17 protein-coding genes are annotated in these 16,819 nt (G+C 68.5%); 10 read left to right on the forward strand and 7 right to left on the reverse strand.

The features are described from left to right. Positions 1-14: 14 nt before the first annotated feature. Together LRQ07_RS07450 and LRQ07_RS07455 are read right to left on the reverse strand one after the other, a co-directional pair. A complete protein-coding gene (locus LRQ07_RS07450) occupies positions 15-707 on the reverse strand; it encodes a response regulator (protein ID WP_232762014.1) in 693 nt (230 codons plus the stop codon). Continuing rightward, positions 704-1,990, reverse strand: coding sequence for an ATP-binding protein (locus LRQ07_RS07455; protein ID WP_256536298.1), 1,287 nt, complete (start codon positions 1,988-1,990; stop codon positions 704-706). Before LRQ07_RS07455 ends, LRQ07_RS07450 begins: the two co-directional genes overlap by 4 nt. Positions 1,991-2,133: 143 nt before the next feature. Between LRQ07_RS07455 and LRQ07_RS07460 the strand changes: the two genes are divergently transcribed. Next, positions 2,134-3,573: a cation:dicarboxylate symporter family transporter gene (locus tag LRQ07_RS07460; protein WP_256536299.1), complete on the forward strand. Its 1,440-nt coding sequence runs from the start codon at positions 2,134-2,136 to the stop codon at positions 3,571-3,573. Between the two features lie 52 nt (positions 3,574-3,625). Here the strand turns inward: LRQ07_RS07460 and LRQ07_RS07465 are convergent, their stop codons facing one another. Further along, positions 3,626-3,802, reverse strand: a complete 177-nt coding sequence (locus LRQ07_RS07465) for a DUF5302 domain-containing protein (protein ID WP_197491736.1) — start codon at positions 3,800-3,802, stop codon at positions 3,626-3,628. A gap of 247 nt (positions 3,803-4,049) precedes the next feature. Here LRQ07_RS07465 and LRQ07_RS07470 point away from each other — a divergent pair, with 247 nt between their 5' ends. Next, positions 4,050-5,951, forward strand: a complete 1,902-nt coding sequence (locus LRQ07_RS07470; protein ID WP_256536300.1) for a GDSL-type esterase/lipase family protein — start codon at positions 4,050-4,052, stop codon at positions 5,949-5,951. A gap of 19 nt (positions 5,952-5,970) precedes the next feature. Here the strand turns inward: LRQ07_RS07470 and LRQ07_RS07475 are convergent, their stop codons facing one another. Further along, positions 5,971-7,281 carry a UDP-glucose dehydrogenase family protein gene (locus LRQ07_RS07475; RefSeq protein ID WP_131490860.1) on the reverse strand — a complete coding sequence of 437 codons (1,311 nt, stop codon included), beginning with the start codon at positions 7,279-7,281 and terminating at the stop codon, positions 5,971-5,973. Positions 7,282-7,641: 360 nt separating this feature from the next. Here LRQ07_RS07475 and LRQ07_RS07480 point away from each other — a divergent pair, with 360 nt between their 5' ends. From LRQ07_RS07480 to LRQ07_RS07500, 5 genes are all read left to right on the forward strand, one after another. Next, positions 7,642-9,918 (forward strand): polyribonucleotide nucleotidyltransferase, encoded by a 2,277-nt coding sequence (locus LRQ07_RS07480; protein WP_153243946.1) that lies wholly within the window; start codon positions 7,642-7,644, stop codon positions 9,916-9,918. A 220-nt stretch (positions 9,919-10,138) separates the two neighbouring features. Beyond that, on the forward strand, positions 10,139-11,167 hold the full coding sequence (locus LRQ07_RS07485; protein WP_047519313.1) for an aldo/keto reductase: 1,029 nt from the start codon (positions 10,139-10,141) through the stop codon (positions 11,165-11,167). A gap of 68 nt (positions 11,168-11,235) precedes the next feature. After that, positions 11,236-11,838, forward strand: a complete 603-nt coding sequence (locus tag LRQ07_RS07490) for a histidine phosphatase family protein (RefSeq protein ID WP_047519311.1) — start codon at positions 11,236-11,238, stop codon at positions 11,836-11,838. Positions 11,839-11,920: 82 nt separating this feature from the next. Continuing rightward, positions 11,921-12,661, forward strand: coding sequence for a 4-hydroxy-tetrahydrodipicolinate reductase (gene dapB / locus LRQ07_RS07495; protein WP_232762009.1), 741 nt, complete (start codon positions 11,921-11,923; stop codon positions 12,659-12,661). Further along, a complete protein-coding gene (locus LRQ07_RS07500) occupies positions 12,661-13,098 on the forward strand; it encodes a hypothetical protein (RefSeq protein ID WP_131490863.1) in 438 nt (145 codons plus the stop codon). The genes dapB and LRQ07_RS07500 overlap by 1 nt, the downstream gene beginning before the upstream one ends. Positions 13,099-13,113: 15 nt before the next feature. On the opposite strand, the gene LRQ07_RS07505 is transcribed toward LRQ07_RS07500, so the two are convergent. The 3 genes from LRQ07_RS07505 to LRQ07_RS07515 form a co-directional block, all read right to left on the reverse strand. After that, entirely contained in the window at positions 13,114-13,539 is a 426-nt protein-coding gene (locus tag LRQ07_RS07505) for an OsmC family peroxiredoxin (RefSeq protein ID WP_047519305.1), read from the reverse strand. An 84-nt stretch (positions 13,540-13,623) separates the two neighbouring features. Then, the gene (locus LRQ07_RS07510; RefSeq protein WP_256536301.1) at positions 13,624-14,202 is read right to left on the reverse strand and encodes a DUF4395 domain-containing protein; all 579 of its coding nucleotides are present in this window, start codon (positions 14,200-14,202) and stop codon (positions 13,624-13,626) included. Positions 14,203-14,223: 21 nt separating this feature from the next. Further along, entirely contained in the window at positions 14,224-14,637 is a 414-nt protein-coding gene (locus LRQ07_RS07515) for a thioredoxin family protein (RefSeq protein ID WP_256536302.1), read from the reverse strand. A gap of 118 nt (positions 14,638-14,755) precedes the next feature. Here LRQ07_RS07515 and LRQ07_RS07520 point away from each other — a divergent pair, with 118 nt between their 5' ends. The 3 genes from LRQ07_RS07520 to LRQ07_RS07530 are packed head-to-tail and all read left to right on the forward strand — an operon-like array spanning position 14,756 to position 16,799. Then, on the forward strand, positions 14,756-15,565 hold the full coding sequence (locus LRQ07_RS07520) for a thymidylate synthase (RefSeq protein ID WP_131490865.1): 810 nt from the start codon (positions 14,756-14,758) through the stop codon (positions 15,563-15,565). Next, the gene (locus LRQ07_RS07525) at positions 15,562-16,038 is read left to right on the forward strand and encodes a dihydrofolate reductase (protein WP_232762006.1); all 477 of its coding nucleotides are present in this window, start codon (positions 15,562-15,564) and stop codon (positions 16,036-16,038) included. The genes LRQ07_RS07520 and LRQ07_RS07525 overlap by 4 nt, the downstream gene beginning before the upstream one ends. Next, entirely contained in the window at positions 16,038-16,799 is a 762-nt protein-coding gene (locus LRQ07_RS07530; RefSeq protein WP_047519297.1) for an SDR family NAD(P)-dependent oxidoreductase, read from the forward strand. The genes LRQ07_RS07525 and LRQ07_RS07530 overlap by 1 nt, the downstream gene beginning before the upstream one ends. The last annotated feature ends 20 nt before the right edge of the window (positions 16,800-16,819 follow it).

The following is a 16,819-nucleotide window of genomic DNA, read 5'->3' on the forward strand; positions in this document are numbered from 1 at the left end:
CTGACGGGTGACGGTCAGGCGGGTCCGGTCCGCCGCTTCCAGTCGTACTCGGTCTCCGGGCGTCCGCGCGTCCCGTAGCGCGCCGCCCGCGTGAGCACGCCCTCCGCCACGAGGTGCTCGAGGTACCGACGCGCGGCGACCCGGGACATCCCGAGCCGTTCGGCGGCCTCCCGTGCCGACAGCGGGCCGGAGGTCCGCAACACGGCGCTGATCTTCTCGAGCGACGCGACGGACAGGCCCTTCGGCACGGAGACCGTGCCCGTGGCACGGCCGAGGAGGGCGTCGATCTCCGCCTGGGTCGCTTCGCCTGCGGTCGTCGTGGCCTGCTCCCGATGGGCGCGGTAGCCGTCCATCCGCTCCTGGAAAACGGCGAACGGGAACGGCTTGATCAGGTAGTGGTAGACGCCGAGGGCCGCCATCTGACGGACGGTCTCTGCGTCGCGCACCCCGGTGATCGCGATGACGTCGGTGGCTTCCGCCCGAGCACGCAGCGTCCGCAGCACATCGATCCCCGACCCGTCCGGCATGGTGATGTCGAGCAGGACGAGGTCGAAGGCAGCGGCGCCGGGCCGATCGAGAACCGCGTTCAAGGCTGCGCGGGCGCTGCTGCACTCACCGGCGACGATGAACCCGTCGAGGCGGGCCAGGTAGTCGCGGTGGAGTTCGAGCGTGAGGGCATCGTCGTCGACGAGCAGCGTGCGGATCATGGGCGTGACCTCCGCGGCCCGGTCGCTGCGGGCAGGACGACGCGGAACGTCGTCGGTCCGTCACTGATCGAGACCGTGCCGCCTGCTCCAGTGACCACGGACCGCACGAGTGCCAAGCCGACGCCGCGTCCCTGGGCGTCCGCGGGCTTGGTCGAGTAGCCCTGTTCGAAGATCCGGTCCTGCTGGGCTCGCGGGATACCCGGGCCGCTGTCGGAGACCTCGAGCACCACCTCACCTTCCTCCCCGGAGCGCAGGGACACCCGCACCCAGCGATCCTCGGACTCTGCGGCCGCATCCATCGCGTTGTCCACGAGGTTGCCGAGCACGGAGACGGCGTCGACCGGCGAGAGCGGGGTACGCGGAGTCTCCGGCTCGATGTGCACGCGCCAGTCGATGCCACGCTCTTTGGCCTGCGATGCTTTCCCGAGGAGCAGCGCACCGACGGCCGGGTCACCGTGACGCCGCGCCGTGACCTGATCGACGAGAGATTGACTCTGGCGAGACGTCTCGGTCAGGATCTCGATGGCTTCGGCGCTGCGACCCAGCTCGAGCAAGGCGACGGCGGCATGCATCCGGTTCCCGTGTTCATGGGTCTGGGCGCGGAGGGCATCGCCGAGCGTACGGATCGACTCGTACGAAGAGACCGCATCGCGCAACTGCCCCGGCGGAAGGTCTCCCGTGATGCGCCGCGTCGCCCGCCGCGCGATCACGGCCCCGGCCGCGCCGAGTGCGATCAGCCCGGCGGTGATGCCGAGGGTGAGGGGTAGTCGGCGGATCAGGGTGTCGCTGATGGTCTCGGTCGTGACGCCGGCCGAGACCCACCCGACCGCCTCTCCGTCTGCGGCGGTCACGGGCACGATCGTCCGCACGGACGGTCCGAGCGTGCCGGTGAAGACCTCTGTGAGGCTGCGGGCGGCGGTGGGGATCGTTCCGAGGTACCGTTTGCCGATCTGGGCCGGATCGGGGTGCGTGATCCGGATGCCGTCGGGCGTCATGATCGTGATGAAGTCGAGGTCCGCGCGCGCGATCACGTCCAGCGTGTAGGGCTCGAGCACCTCGGTGGCTGCCTGGGCGTCCGTGCCGGCGAGCCCGGCCACGACCACCGGCGAGACCGCCAGAGCCTCCGCGGTGGCAGCCGTGACCCGCTCCGCCTCGGTCCGGAGCGCCCGTTGGGTCTCCACGACGAGGAAACCGGCCACCAGCACGCCGATCACGACGGTCGCGCCGAGCAACACGAAGAACACGCGAGAGGCGGTGCTGCGCCCGGGGGAGGTGCGCGTCATCGCGTGCCTCCGATCGTCGATGGTCCGTGCCGAGACCAATACGACCACAAATCGTGCTGCGCCGCGAAGTCGGCGACTCTGAGACCCGATCGGCGGCACCGCAGCCGCCACCGGACGACGACGTCGACGATCAAGGAGGACGCATGGCGCTCACGACAGGATTCGCACTCCCGAAGTTCAACTGGCGACGGGGGAAGCACGCGTGGGACAGGCATACGTGGCTCTACGTGTCCGTCCTGATCGCCGTGGTGCTCGGTGCCGTGGTGGGTCTGGTCTGGCCGGAGATCGGCCAGGGGTTCGAAACTCTCGGCAAGGGCTTCGTCGCGCTGATCAAGATGATGATCGCGCCGATCATCTTCTGCACGATCGTCGTCGGGGTCGGCTCCATCGCCAAGGCCGCGACCGTGGGCAAGATCGGCGGGCTGGCACTGCTCTACTTCATGGTGATGTCGACGTTCGCACTCGCGATCGGACTGCTCGTGGGCAACGTCATCCACCCCGGCGCCGGACTGGACATGGCCTCCGCGACCTATGACGCGGCCGACACGGAGGCGAAGACGACGCAGGAGTTCATCCTGGGCATCATCCCGACCACGTTCTTCTCGGCCTTCACCGGTGAGAGTGTGCTGCAGGTGCTGTTCATCGCGCTCCTCGTCGGCTTCGCGCTGCAGGGGCTCGGTGAGCGCGGGGCGCCCATCATGGAGGCGGTCAAGCAACTCCAGAAGCTCGTGTTCCGCATTCTCGGGATGATCCTGTGGCTGGCGCCGATCGGGGCGTTCGGTGCGATCGCGGCGGTGGTGGGCAAGACCGGGATCGCAGCGATCTGGAGCCTGGGCATCCTGATGGGTGCGTTCTACATCACGTGCATCCTGTTCATCGTCGTGGTCTTGGGAGCGCTGCTCTGGACGGTGGCCCGGGTGAACATCTTCTCGCTCATGAAGTACCTGGGACGGGAGTACCTCCTGATCGTCGGTACCTCTTCCTCGGAGTCCGCGCTCCCGCGACTGATCGCGAAGATGGAGTTCGTCGGCGTCTCCAAGCCGGTGGTCGGCATCACGGTTCCGACGGGATACTCGTTCAATCTCGACGGCACGGCGATCTACCTGACCATGGCATCGCTGTTCATCGCCACCGGAATGGGGCAGCCGATGTCGATCGGCGAGCAGATCGGACTGCTGGTGTTCATGATCATCGCGAGCAAGGGCGCAGCCGGGGTCACCGGCGCAGGGCTCGCGACGCTCGCCGGTGGTCTGCAGGCCTATCGTCCCGATCTCGTCGACGGCGTCGGGGTGATCGTGGGCATCGACCGGTTCATGTGCGAGGGTCGCGCCCTCACGAACTTCACCGGCAACGCCGTGGCTACGCTCCTGATCGGCACCTGGACGAAGCAGATCGACCGGGCGCGCGTGCGCCGGGTCCTCGGCGGCGAGCTGCCGTTCGACGAGTCGCTGCTCGATGGAGTGGACGCGCACGCGACATCGGGCGGGTCGCAAGGGGCCGATGTCCAGGACCTGCGCGAGGCGGCTCTCACGGAGATGGCGGCGAAGGAGGAGCGGGCGCGGATGCGGGCCGGAGGCGCCTGACCGAGAGAGAGGGATGCGGGAGTCCGAGGAACGGACTCCCGCATCCGCGCGGTCAACCGCTCTTGCGTCGGAACTCGCGCCGGGTCTGCGGGGCGTGCGCGCCGTGGACGGCGGAATCGCCGTCGAGGTGTGCCTCGCCCTGCCGCTGGTGCGCGTTCTTCTTCTCGAGCGCTTCCTTGAACTTGCGCTTCATCTCCTCAGACGAGGAGGCGCCTTCTTCGGTGCTCATGACCTGAGCCTAGAGCACCCGGTGCAACGGGTCACCCTCTCTCGATCGCGCACCCGGCGAGCAGCGGGCCCGAGTCGGTCGCCGGATCGACCGACTCGGGAACCGGAGATCGGATAGCCGGTGACCCGTCGACCAGCATCCGGTGAACATCCGGTGCCGAGTGCCGCCTTCCGACGATGCGGCCGTCGAGTGCCGTCATTCTGGGGATGTGAGAGTAGCGATCGTCACAGAATCCTTCCTTCCGCACATGAACGGCGTCACCGGCTCCGTCCTCCAGATCCTGCGCCACCTCGAGCAGAGAGGTCACCAGGCACATGTCGTGGCTCCGGCCGCCGTCGGCGTCCCCGAACAGGTCGACGGAGCCCCGATCGAGGCGATCCCGAGTCTCGGACTGCCTGGCTACCCCGACGTCAGGGTGGGAACGTCGGGTGCGCAACGCATCGCTTCCTCCCTGCGACGCTTCGCGCCCAACGTCGTCCATCTCGCCTCCCCGTTCGCTCTCGGCTGGCGGGGCGTGCTCGCCGCCGAGCGGCTCGACGTCGCGAGCGTCGCCGCGTATCAGACGGACGTCGCCGCCTACACCGAGAGGTACCGGATGGCGGCGACCACGGGGATCGCTCAGACGCACATCGCACGACTGCACCGGCGGGCGACGATGACCCTCGCGCCCTCCGACGATGCGGCGCAGCAGCTCGCCGCACTCGGTGTGGACCGTGTCCGCCGCTGGGGGAGAGGGGTCGATGCCGAGCGCTTCCAACCCACGCGACGCGACCCCGCGCTCCGTGCGACCTGGGGCGCCGACGTCGTGATCGGCTACGTCGGTCGGCTCGCCCCCGAGAAACAGGTCGAGGACCTCGTCGTCCTCCGCGACATCCCGGGCTCCCGGCTCGTGATCGTCGGGGACGGGCCCAGCAGAGCGCAGCTCGAGACCGTGCTCCCGGATGCCCTTTTCCTCGGACACCTCGACGGTGACGCGCTCGCCGCAGCGATCGCGTCGTTCGACCTGTTCGTGCACCCGGGGGAGAGCGAGACCTTCGGGCAGACACTCCAAGAGGCTCATGCCAGCGGTGTCCCCGTCATCGCGACCGGGCGTGGCGGACCCCTGGACCTGGTGCGCATGGGCATCGACGGGTGGCTGTACCGCCCGGGGGACCTCGACGACCTCCGTGCGCGCGTGGCCGATCTCGCCGGCGACACCCGCAAACGCCGGGCGTTCGGGGAAGCCGGACGCGACGCCGTGCAGAGCCGCAGCTGGACCGGCGTGTGTGACCGGCTCCTCGAGTACTTCGACGAGGCGCAGGCGCTGCACCACGCGGATTCCCGCGCCCGCGCGCGCAGGCGCGTGCGACCGGAGCCGCCCGCACCGGTCACCGTTCGGAAGTGGCACCGCTATGTCGCGCTCGGCGACTCACTCACGGAGGGACTGTGCGATCCGGCCCCCGACGGGACCCTCCGCGGCTGGGCCGATCGCCTCGCCCTGCTGCTCGCCGCCCGGGGCGACCTGAACTACGCGAACCTCGCCGTCCGCTCCCAGCGAGTGCACGACGTCGCCGGCGTCCAGCTGACCAGGGCACTCGAGCTTCGCCCGGACCTCGTGTCGATCTTGATCGGAGCCAACGACCTCGTGAAGCGCCGTGTCGATGTCTCCGCGCTCGCCGCAGAGCTCGAGGTCGCGGTGCGGCGGCTGCGGGCGATCGGTGCCGACGTGCTCCTCGTGACGCCGTTCCTCCCCGGTCGCCGTGCGGCGTGGATCTACACCCGCAGGTTCTCCGCCTACGCGACGGCTCTGACCGGGATCGCTGCGCGCACCGGGGCCATGCTGATCGACACGGATCTGCACCCTCAGCTGGCCGAACACCCGAACTGGGGCGAAGACCTGGTTCATCTGAGCAGCCGGGGGCATCGCTTCCTCGCGTATCGGGCGGGTGAGCTCCTCGGGGTACCGGACGCCGACGCTCTCGGAGCGCTCGATGCCGCACTGCACGAGCACGAGCCCCTCGGCGTGGGGGCGTGGTGGCGACGCCACGCATTGCCCTGGGTCTGGCGTCGTCTGCACGGTCGCGTTGCGGGCGACGGGCGGACGGCGAAGCACGATGACTACGTCCGCCTCGGAGGATCGTCGGCTCCCCGATCCGCGTTCGTCGGCTGAGTCCCCTCAGGATGGGGGGTCAGCGTCGACCCATGCCGTGATATTGCCAGCCGGCGGCGCGCCACGCCGCCGCGTCGAGACAGTTGCGTCCATCGATGACGATCCGCCCGCGGACCAGTCCGCCCGCGTGCTCGGGCGAGAGCTCACGCCGGTACTCGTCCCATTCGGTCACGATCACCACGGCATCGGCGTCGCGCAGCGCGTCGTCGCGCTCGCGGGCATATCCCAGTTGCGGGTGCGCGGCGATGGCGTTGTCGATCGCCGCAGGGTCGGTCACGACGACGTCTGCTCCGAGACCTCGCAGGCGAACGGCGACATCCAGAGCCGGAGAATCACGGATGTCATCGCTGAACGGTTTGAACGCCGCTCCGAGAACCGCGATCCGGCGCCCGAACACGAGTCCGCCGAGCGCATCGACCACCAGGCGCACGGCCCGGTCGCGGCGTCGCAGGTTGATCATGTCCACTTCGCGCAGGAAGCCGACCGCTTCGCCGCGACCGAGCTCATCTGCGCGTGCGGCGAAGGCGCGGATGTCCTTCGGCAGGCACCCGCCACCGAAGCCGATACCTGCGCCGAGGTACCGTCGTCCGATACGGCTGTCCAGCCCGAGGGCATCGGCGAGCAGCGTGATGTCCGCCTCGGAGGCTTCGGCGATCTCCGCCATCGCGTTGATGAAGGAGATCTTGGTGGCGAGGAAGGCGTTCGACGCCCCCTTGACCAGCTCGGCCGTGGCGAGGTCGGTGACCAGGAAGGGTGTTCCGGCGTCGACGGCCGCCGCGTACGCCTCGCGCAGGGTGGCGACGGCGCGCGTGCCGTCCCCATCCTGTTCCGCACCGACCACGAGACGATCCGGGGTCAGGGTGTCGTGCACCGCCCACCCTTCGCGGAGGAATTCGGGGTTCCAGACCAGGGTCGCTCCCGACGCGGCGATGAGCGGTGCCAGTCGCCCGGCGGTCCCGACGGGCACGGTCGACTTGCCCGCGACGACGTCCCCGCGGCGCAAGTGGGGGAGCAGCGCGTCGATCGCCGCATCCACGTAGCGGAGATCCGCGGCGTGACCTCCGGGAATCTGAGGCGTTCCGACCGCGAGGAAGTGGACGTCCGCGCCCGCGGCATCCGCCATCCGGCTGCTGAATCGCAGGTGTCCGGAAGCGAGGCCTTCTTCGAGCATCTCCGGGAGTCGAGGCTCGAAGAACGGTGCCTTCCCCGCGATGAGGGCGGCGATCTTCTCCTCGTCGACGTCGATACCCGTGACATCGTGTCCGAGGGAGGCCATCGCCGCGGCATGCACGGCACCGAGGTACCCGCAGCCGATCACTGACATGCGCATGATCTCAGCAGAGCGGATCCTCGTCGCGCCGCGGGATCCTGCGGATGAACAGCATCTGACCGTCACGTGTCGGATCCGCGAAGCTCGGAGCGACACCAAGATTCGAGGTGTGCGCTGGTAGGGTGGATGAGGTTGACGTGTGTCAACTGCACAACTTCACACTGACTCATGGAGCGATCGGCGGAGAAGCTGGTCCCCTGTGGTGGGTTCCTCGGCACGTGTCGGGTGGCTTTCTACTGGTGGCCAGCGCAGGCGAGATTCGCGGGAGTGCCCGCGCGCCCGAACCCTTCCGTTCCGCTCCTTTGAACACGCTCGCGCGTCACATGGACTCGCGAGTCTAAACAAAGAAGGAGAGACCTCTTGGAAGGTCCTGAAATCACCGCCACCGAGGCCGTTCTCGACAACGGCCGCTTCGGCACCCGCACCATCCGCTTCGAGACCGGCCGCCTCGCGCAGCAGGCTCAGGGCGCAGTCGCCGCGTACCTCGACGGCGAGACCATGCTCCTCTCGGCCACCAGCGCAGGCAAGCACCCGCGCGAGGGCTTCGACTTCTTCCCGTTGACGGTCGACGTCGAGGAGCGCTCCTACGCCGCAGGCAAGATCCCCGGCTCGTTCTTCCGTCGTGAGGGTCGTCCCTCCACCGAGGCGATCCTCGTCTGCCGTCTGATCGACCGTCCGCTGCGTCCGTCGTTCGTCGACGGCCTGCGCAACGAGGTCCAGATCGTCATCACCGTCCTGTCGATCGCACCGGGCGAGTTCTACGACGCTCTCGCGATCAACGCGGCATCGGCGTCGACCCAGATCTCGGGTCTGCCTTTCTCGGGCCCCGTCGCCGGTGTGCGCCTCGCGTTCATCCCCGGCAACGGCCAGCACGCGGACCAGTGGGTCGCGTTCCCGACGGCCGAGCAGGTCTCGGAGGCCGTGTTCGACCTGATCGTCGCCGGCCGCGTGGTCACCAAGGCCGATGGCACGGAAGACGTCGCCATCATGATGGTCGAGGCCGAGGCCACCGAGGACAGCTGGAACCTGATCAAGGCCGGCGCCACGAAGCCGAACGAGGAGATCGTCGCGCAGGGCCTCGAGGCCTCGAAGCCCTTCATCGCCCAGCTCGTCAAGGCTCAGGCCGAGCTCGCCGCCACCGCGTCGAAGGAGCCGGGCGTGTACCCGGTCTTCCCCGCGTACAGCGACGAGGTCTACAGCTTCGTCTCCGAGCGCGTTTTCTCCGAGCTCAGCGACGTCTACCAGATCGCCGACAAGGTCGAGCGTCAGACCGCTGACGACGCGATCAAGGACCGCGTCAAGGCCGAGCTCATCGAGGCCACCGAGGCGGGCTCGCTGCCGGCCGCGGCTCCGCTGGAGTTCTCCGCCGCGTACAAGTCCGTCACGAAGAAGATCGTCCGTGGACGCATCCTCACCGAGGGCGCTCGCATCGACGGCCGTGGCCTGGCGGACATCCGTCCGCTCGACGCCGAGGTGCAGGTCATTCCGCGCGTGCACGGCTCCGCGATCTTCCAGCGCGGCGAGACCCAGATCATGGGTGTCACCACGCTGAACATGCTCAAGATGGAGCAGCAGATCGACTCGCTGTCGCCCACGACGAGCAAGCGGTACATGCACCACTACAACTTCCCGCCCTACTCGACCGGTGAGACCGGCCGTGTCGGTTCGCCGAAGCGTCGCGAGATCGGGCACGGCTTCCTCGCCGAGCGCGCCCTCGTGCCGGTGCTGCCGAGCCGCGAGGAGTTCCCGTACGCGATCCGTCAGGTGTCCGAGGCGCTGAGCTCCAACGGCTCCACCTCGATGGGCTCCGTGTGCGCGTCGACCCTGTCGCTGCTGAACGCGGGTGTGCCGCTGCGCGCCCCCGTCGCCGGTATCGCGATGGGTCTCGTCTCCGATGAGGTCGACGGCGAGACCCGCTACGCGGCACTGACCGACATCCTCGGCGCCGAAGACGCTCTCGGCGACATGGACTTCAAGGTCGCCGGTACCAGCGAGTTCGTCACGGCGATCCAGCTCGACACGAAGCTCGACGGCATCCCGTCGTCGGTGCTCGCCGGTGCGCTCACCCAGGCCCGCGAGGCTCGTCTGACGATCCTTAACGTCCTGAACGCGGCGATCGATGCTCCGGACGAGATGGCGCCCACGGCTCCGCGCGTCATCAGCGTGCAGATCCCGGTCGACAAGATCGGTGAGCTGATCGGCCCGAAGGGCAAGACGATCAACGCGATCCAGGACGAGACGGGCGCGCAGATCTCCATCGAGGAGGACGGTACCGTCTACATCGGCGCGACCGACGGCCCCTCGGCCGAGGCTGCCCGTGCTCAGGTCAACGCGATCGCGAACCCCACGAACCCGGAGGTCGGAGAGCAGTTCCTCGGCACCGTCGTGAAGATCGCCACGTTCGGTGCGTTCATCTCGCTGCTGCCGGGCAAGGACGGCCTCCTGCACGTCACCGAGGTGCGCAAGCTCGCCGGTGGCAAGCGGGTCGAGAACGTCGATGACGTCCTGTCGGTCGGTCAGAAGATCCTCGTGAAAATCACGAAGATCGATGACCGCGGCAAGCTCTCGCTCGAGCCCGTGCTCGACGACGCTCCGGCCGCTGAGGCAGCTCCTGCCGAGGCCGCTGCCGCGGAGTAGGCCCAGAGCTCGAACAGGAACCCGGGTCCGTCCGCGCTGGACGGGCCCGGGTTCCGTCGTGTCCGGTGTGACCAAATCGTTATCGGGCGTTTCCCCGACGTTCCCCGGATTGGTCAGGACGTTGTGTGAATTCGCCTACCCTCGGAAGTACGCACCGGGGGGTGCAGATCCAGCAGGTACGCAGGTCGGGACGCACCGATCGACGCGGGGGTGAGAGAGTATGCGGTTGTTCGGCGTAGGCGCAGGAGCGTCAGCGGAACGCGACCACGCGGCCGCAGCCGAGCATCCCTCCGCGCCCATTCCCATCGTCGGTCCGGGGATAGGGGAATCCATCCGGGTGCCACTCGGCGAGACCGGCTTCGAGACCTTCCCGCTGATGCTCGGCGCGGCAGAGTTCGGCTGGAACGTCGACCTCGAGACCAGCCACGGCATCCTCGATCGCTACGTCGAGTTCGGTGGCAACGCGATCCACACCGCGGACGGATTCTCCGGTGGCCGGAGCGAGCACATCATCGGCCAGTGGCTGCGTTCGCGCGGACAGAGCGAGCGTGCCGTCCTGAGTGTGCGCGTCGGCGCTCATGCCGACAACCCCGGGCTCGGCTCCGTGAACCTCGTGCGCGCGGTCGAGGGCTCGCTCACCAGACTCGGTGTCGAGCGGATCGACGTGCTGTACCTCGACGCCACGCTCGACGCGACGACCAACCTCGAAGACACCCTGGCGACCGTCGAATGGCTGTCGGACGCGGGCAAGGTCGGCGCGCTCGGCGCCTACGGGCTCGCGCCGGAGCGGCTGGTCGAGGCGCGAATCCTCGCCTCTGCCGGCTACCCGCGGGTGCAGGTCATCGACGCACCATACAACCTGGTCCGGCGTCTGCCGTTCGAAGGCGATCTGCGCCTCGTGGCCGGCGCGCAGAACCTGGCGGTCACGCCGTCCCATGCGCTCGAGCACGGGTTCTTGTCCGGTCGGCACCGCAACAAGGCGCTCACCTCGCGCGGCGTGCGCGGCGAGCAGTTGCGTGGGCACCTGAATCGACGAGGCATCAAGGTGTTGCGCGCGCTCGATCAGGTCGCCGAAGAGCTCGGCGTTCCCGTGGCGGCGGTGTCGATCGCCTGGCTTCTCGCGCAGCGCACCGTCGCCGCGCCGATCGTGAACGCTTTCGCGACGGATCATGTCGATGAGCTCATGCAGGGTGCCGGCGTCTCGCTGTCACGGAGCCACCTCGCCGAGCTCACGCGGGCCGGCAACTGAGTATCGTCCGCCGTTGACATAGGGTGGAATGAACGCCCGGCGGATGCTGGCAATGAAGCGAGCGAGTTGTGACGCACTACATATATCTGGTTAGACACGGTGAACATCAGGACGCAGAACATGGTCTCGCCGACGGACCCCTCTCCCCGCGGGGGCAGCGTCAGGCGGAGCTGATCGCCGACCGGTTGTCCGGCCTTCCGCTCGATGCTGTGTGGCATTCCCCGCTCTTGCGGGCCAACGAGACGGCGCGGGCGATCGCCGCGCGACTGCCCTCGGTCGACCCCGCGCCGACGGCACTGCTCTTCGACTGCGTGCCGACCGGGATGACCGAGGACACTCCGTCTGCGTTCGAACCGTTCTTCGGGTCGGTGACCGAGGCGGAGATCGAGGCGGGGCGGGCACAGATGTCGGATGCCGTCAACGAGTTCCTCGTTCGCAAGACCGGCGATGTCCACGAGGTGCTCATCACCCACAACTTCGTGATCTCGTGGTTCGTCCGCGAGGTGCTCGCCGCGCCGGAGTGGCGCTGGATGACCTTGAACCAGTCGCACTGCGGCCTGACGGTGATCGCGCAAAAGCAGGGACGGCCGTGGACGCTGCTCACGCACAACGACACCGGTCACCTGCCGGTGGAGCTGCGCACCGGAATTCCCGACGCACTGCTCGTGTGAGGTCCAGCGCTCCCCGAATCGGGTGCGATGCGGTCCCGCGCGCCCCGCGAGGCGGGCGATGTCCGCGAAATAGACTGGACGCATGACCACGCAGGTAGCACTCGTCGGCGGCACCGGGAAGCTCGGACAGATCATCCATGCGGTGGTCGACGAGCTCGAGGGGTTCGAGGTGAGCCGTGTGCTGACCTCGTCGAGTGAACTCTCCGAGCTGGACGGCGCCGGCCTCGTCATCGATGCATCGACGCCGCAGGTGAGCGTCGATGTCGTCCGCGCCGCCGTCGAGCGGGGGATCAATGTGCTCGTCGCGACCTCGGGCTGGTCGGCCGAGCGGATCGCGCTGGTGCGCCCCCTCGTCGAGGCGGCCGGGACCGGCGCGGTCTTCATCCCCAACTTCTCGCTCGGATCGGTGCTCGGGTCAGCCCTCGCGGCGGCGGCGGCCCCGTTCTTCGGCTCCGCGGAGATCATCGAGGCGCATCGCGAGACCAAGATAGATTCGCCCAGCGGCACGGCCGTGCGTACCGCAGAGCTGATCGCGGCCGCGCGCGCCGAGCAGGGGCCGGTCAGCGCTCCGCACGCGGATCAGCGCGCTCGGGGGCAGCAGGTCGGCAGTGTCCCGATCCACTCGCTGCGTCGCCCCGGTGTCGTCGCCAAGCAGGAGGTCATCCTGTCCGGACCGGGGGAATCGCTGACGTTCACCCATGACACCACGGACTCGGCGCTCGCCTACGCACCGGGGATCCGCATCGCGGTCCCCTTCGCGCGAAGCGCCGCCGGTGTGGTCGTCGGCCTCGAGCACATGATCGACATCGGCATCCGCTCGTGATGTCGCGGATCGGCGTCGCGCTGATGGCGGCGGCGCTGCTCGTCTACCTTGCGGTCGCGGTCTGGCTCGCCGTGATGTTCATCTCGGTCGGCACTCCGATTTCGATCGGCATGGGCATCACGCTCCTCGTGCTGGCTCCGATCGGTGCCTGGGCGCTCGTCCGGGAGATGATGTTCGGCTTCGGCGCGGACCGCCTGGGGCGACTGCTCGACGCGGAGGGAGGGATGCCTCCGGTGGAGACCGAGCTGACACCGAGCGGGCGTATCGCGCGCGCCGACGCAGACCCCCTCATCGCACGGTACGCAGCGGAAGCGGACGCGGCGCACGATGACTGGCGTGCACGGTACCGCCTGGGCGTCGTGCAAGACGCCGCCGGACGCCGGAAAGACGCCAGAGCCAGCATCCGCGAGGCGATCCGCCTCTTCCGTCGGCCCTGACGTCGGGTTCGACGATCAGGCGAGCGTCGCCTCGAGCGTGATCTCGATGCCCGCGAGCGCCTGAGACACCGGGCACCCGGTCTTCGCTCCGTTCGCGATCTCCTGGAATGCCTCCGGAGTGAGGTTCGGGACGGTCGCGTTGACGTTGAGGTGGCTGCCGGTGATGCCGACACCGGGCTTGAAGGTGACGGACGCGCTCGCGTCGACTCGCTCGGGAGGCGTGCCGTTCTCGGCCAGGGCGTGGGAGAGCGCCATGCTGAAGCACGAGGCGTGAGCGGCAGCGATGAGCTCTTCCGGCGTGGTCGTGGTGTCGCTGCCTTCGCTGCGGGCCTTCCAGTTGATCGGGAAGGTGCCGAGCTTCGACGAAGAGAACGCCACGGTGCCCGACCCCTCCATGAGCGATCCTGTCCAGGTGCTGGCGGCTTCGCTGGTGACGGGCATGGTTCCTCCGGTTCTCGTGCCCCGAGGGATGAGGGGTCACGTCGCGGCCAGCCTATCGACGGTTCGGTTCGGAGGGAACCGGAATCACGCTGCGGGGGCTGTCCGGCCGATCACGCCGACCCGCTGGAGCAGCAGGTACATCTGGCATCCGAGGCAGAAGCCGAACGCCGCGTTGAGGAAGGCGGCGACGAAGGCGGCAGCGGTGGCGATCGGCAACGCCCAGGGGACCCCGATGAGGTGCAGAACGAGACCGACACCGACCACGAAGAGGCCGACCCCCTGAGAGAACCGAGGCGGTCGCGGATCTTCAAGCTCCGCAGGCGGCGCGAGCCGAGGACGCACGACCGTGCGGAACAGGACACTCCAGGGGGCCGTCCTCGGCGAGACCAGGGCCCACAGGAACAGCAGGGCGATGATCACCGTGAGCAGGAATCCCGGGTCCAGGGCACGGTGAACGAGGGGCGTTCCGGACACGGCCCATCCGCCGGGGATGAAGGTCGCGCCGGTCGACGGCTGATAGGCGTACCAGCCGAACGTCGCCGCGCCCGCCTGGGCGGTGGATATCCCCGTCAACGCCAGAAACGTGGCCACGAGCAGCAGTGCCGCGGTGATCGTGGCCGCGAATCGCGGACCGCGGGGGTCTATGCGTGCGGGCGTGGTCATGTGTGCTCCAGTCTTCGCGCCTCAGACGGCCGCGACCGCTTCGGTGAGTGCATGACGGTGGGGGACACCGTGGAATCGTGCGTGGACGGTGCCCGAGCCGTCGATGACGAAGGTCGTCGGCGTCTGCAGCACCTTGTACCGTGCCGAAAGGTCGGGGCGGTGCGTCAGATCGACCTCGATGTGCGCGAGCCCGTCGTCGCCCGACGCGTAGGAGTGCAGCAACCGTCGCACCTGCGGGCAACGGGCACAGGTCTCGGTGCTGAACTGCACCAGTGTCGCGCGGGAGCCGAGTGCTGCCGAGGGGATGTCCGTGGCATCGAACCGGAGCCTGCCCCCGTCGCGCCGCCGCCCGTCGCGCCGACGAACCACGACCCCGACCGCCGTGGCGAGCACGAGGAGACCGAGGACGATCACGAGGGCGAGCGCGGGCGACATGCGTCGAGAGTACGCCGCCCTCATGGGATCGGGAGTCGATGTTTCCGATGATGACGAACGGGCTTTCCGCGGTGCAGGATCCGCCCCGTGACGGGAGCGGGAAGGTATCGTGGCTGTCATGAGCGCCGCCGTTCCGACCCCCTATGAAGATCTGCTCCGCGATGTCGTGGAGACCGGCACGCACAAGTCGGATCGGACGGGTACCGGCACGACGAGCGTCTTCGGGCGGCAGATCCGCTTCGACCTCGCGAAGGGCTTCCCACTCATCACGACGAAGCGCGTGCACTTCAAGTCGATCGCGTACGAGCTGCTCTGGTTCCTCCGAGGGGATTCCAACGTCGGATGGCTGCGCGACAACGGCGTGACGATCTGGGACGAGTGGGCGGATGAGTCGGGCGATCTCGGCCCGGTGTACGGGGTGCAGTGGCGCTCCTGGCCGACTCCCGACGGCGGCAGCATCGACCAGCTCTCCGAGGTCATCGAGCAGATCCGGCGCTCGCCCGATTCCCGTCGTCTGATCGTCTCGGCGTGGAATCCTGCAGACATCCCCGACATGGCCCTCGCGCCGTGTCATGCGCTCTTCCAGTTCTACGTCGCGGATGGAAAGCTCTCCTGTCAGCTGTATCAGCGCAGCGCCGACATGTTCCTCGGTGTGCCGTTCAACATCGCCTCGTATGCGCTGCTCACCCTGATGATCGCGCAGCAGGTCGGCCTGGAGCCCGGGGACTTCGTGTGGACCGGCGGTGACTGCCACGTCTACGACAATCACGTGGAGCAGGTGCGCGAGCAGCTCAGCCGCGAGCCCTACGCGTACCCGACCCTGCGACTGGCGAGGAAGCCGGAGTCGATCTTCGACTACCGGTACGAGGACTTCATCGTCGAGGACTACCAGCATCACGCGCCGATCCGGGCGGCGGTGGCCGTATGACGTGGGTCGGGCTGATCTGGGCTGAGGCGCGCGGCGGCGTGATCGGAGCGGAGGGCGGGATGCCCTGGCACGTTCCGGAGGATCTCGCTCACTTCAAGGACGTCACGCTCGGGGCACCGGTGGTGATGGGCCGGAAGACGTGGGACTCCCTTCCGGAGCGATTCCGCCCGCTCTCCGGGCGCGACAACATCGTGATCACGCGCCAACAGGACTGGCGCCACGAGGGCGCGCGACGGGCGGCGACCGTCGCCGAAGCAGTCCGCGGGCTGGACAAGGCGTGGATCATCGGAGGCGCCGAGATCTTCCGTCAGGTCATCGGCGACGCCGATCGCCTCGAGGTCACCGAGCTCGACATCGACGTCGCCGGAGACGCCTATGCGCCCGCCACGACCGGCTGGCGACTCGTCGACGAGGGCGAGTGGCAGACATCGCGCACCGGCATCCGCTACCGCTTCCTCGGGTACGAGCGCTGATGCCCACCGCATTGATCACCGGAGCCAGCGCGGGGCTGGGAGCCGAGTTCGCGCGCCAGCTGGCACGGCGTCGAGCTGACCTCATCCTGGTGGCGCGGACACCCGAGACGCTGGAGGCGCTGGGCACGGAGCTGCGCACGGAGTACGGTGTCGCGGTCGAGATCCTCGTCGCCGACCTCGCGGTGGAGAGCGAGGTCGAGCGCGTCGCCGCCCGATTGCGCGACACCTCCGACCCGGTCGACCTCCTGATCAACAACGCCGGGTTCGGTCTGCCGCTGCAGTTCGCGGACAACGACATCGACGACGAGGTGCGACACCTCCGCGTGCACGTCGAGGCGTCGATGCGACTGATGCACGCGGCGCTGCAGACGATGCGCGGGCGCGGTGGTCGCATCATCAACGTCGCCTCCGTCGCCGGGTTCATCTCCCGGTCGACCTATTCGGCATGCAAGTCCTGGCTGATCGGCTTCAGCGGCTGGGCGAATGCGGAGTACGCACGAGACGGAGTGAGTGTAACCGCGCTCTGCCCCGGATTCACGCACACGTCCTTCCATGAGCGGATGGGTCTGGCCGTGGGGGAGGAGGGTGTGCCCGCGATCATGTGGCTGAATGCGCGCGATGTCGTCCGTACCGGTCTGCGTGATGCGGCGCGCGGCAGAGCAGTATCCGTTCCGTCACTTCGGTACAAGGCGATCGTGGCGCTGACGCGTGTCCTGCCCCGCTCGTTCACGTCCGGCGTCGCTCGGCGCGGTCGCGTCTGAGGCCGACAGGAGTCGACGAG

This window comes from Microbacterium sp. J1-1, assembly GCF_024498615.1.
GTDB lineage: Bacteria > Actinomycetota > Actinomycetes > Actinomycetales > Microbacteriaceae > Microbacterium > Microbacterium aurugineum.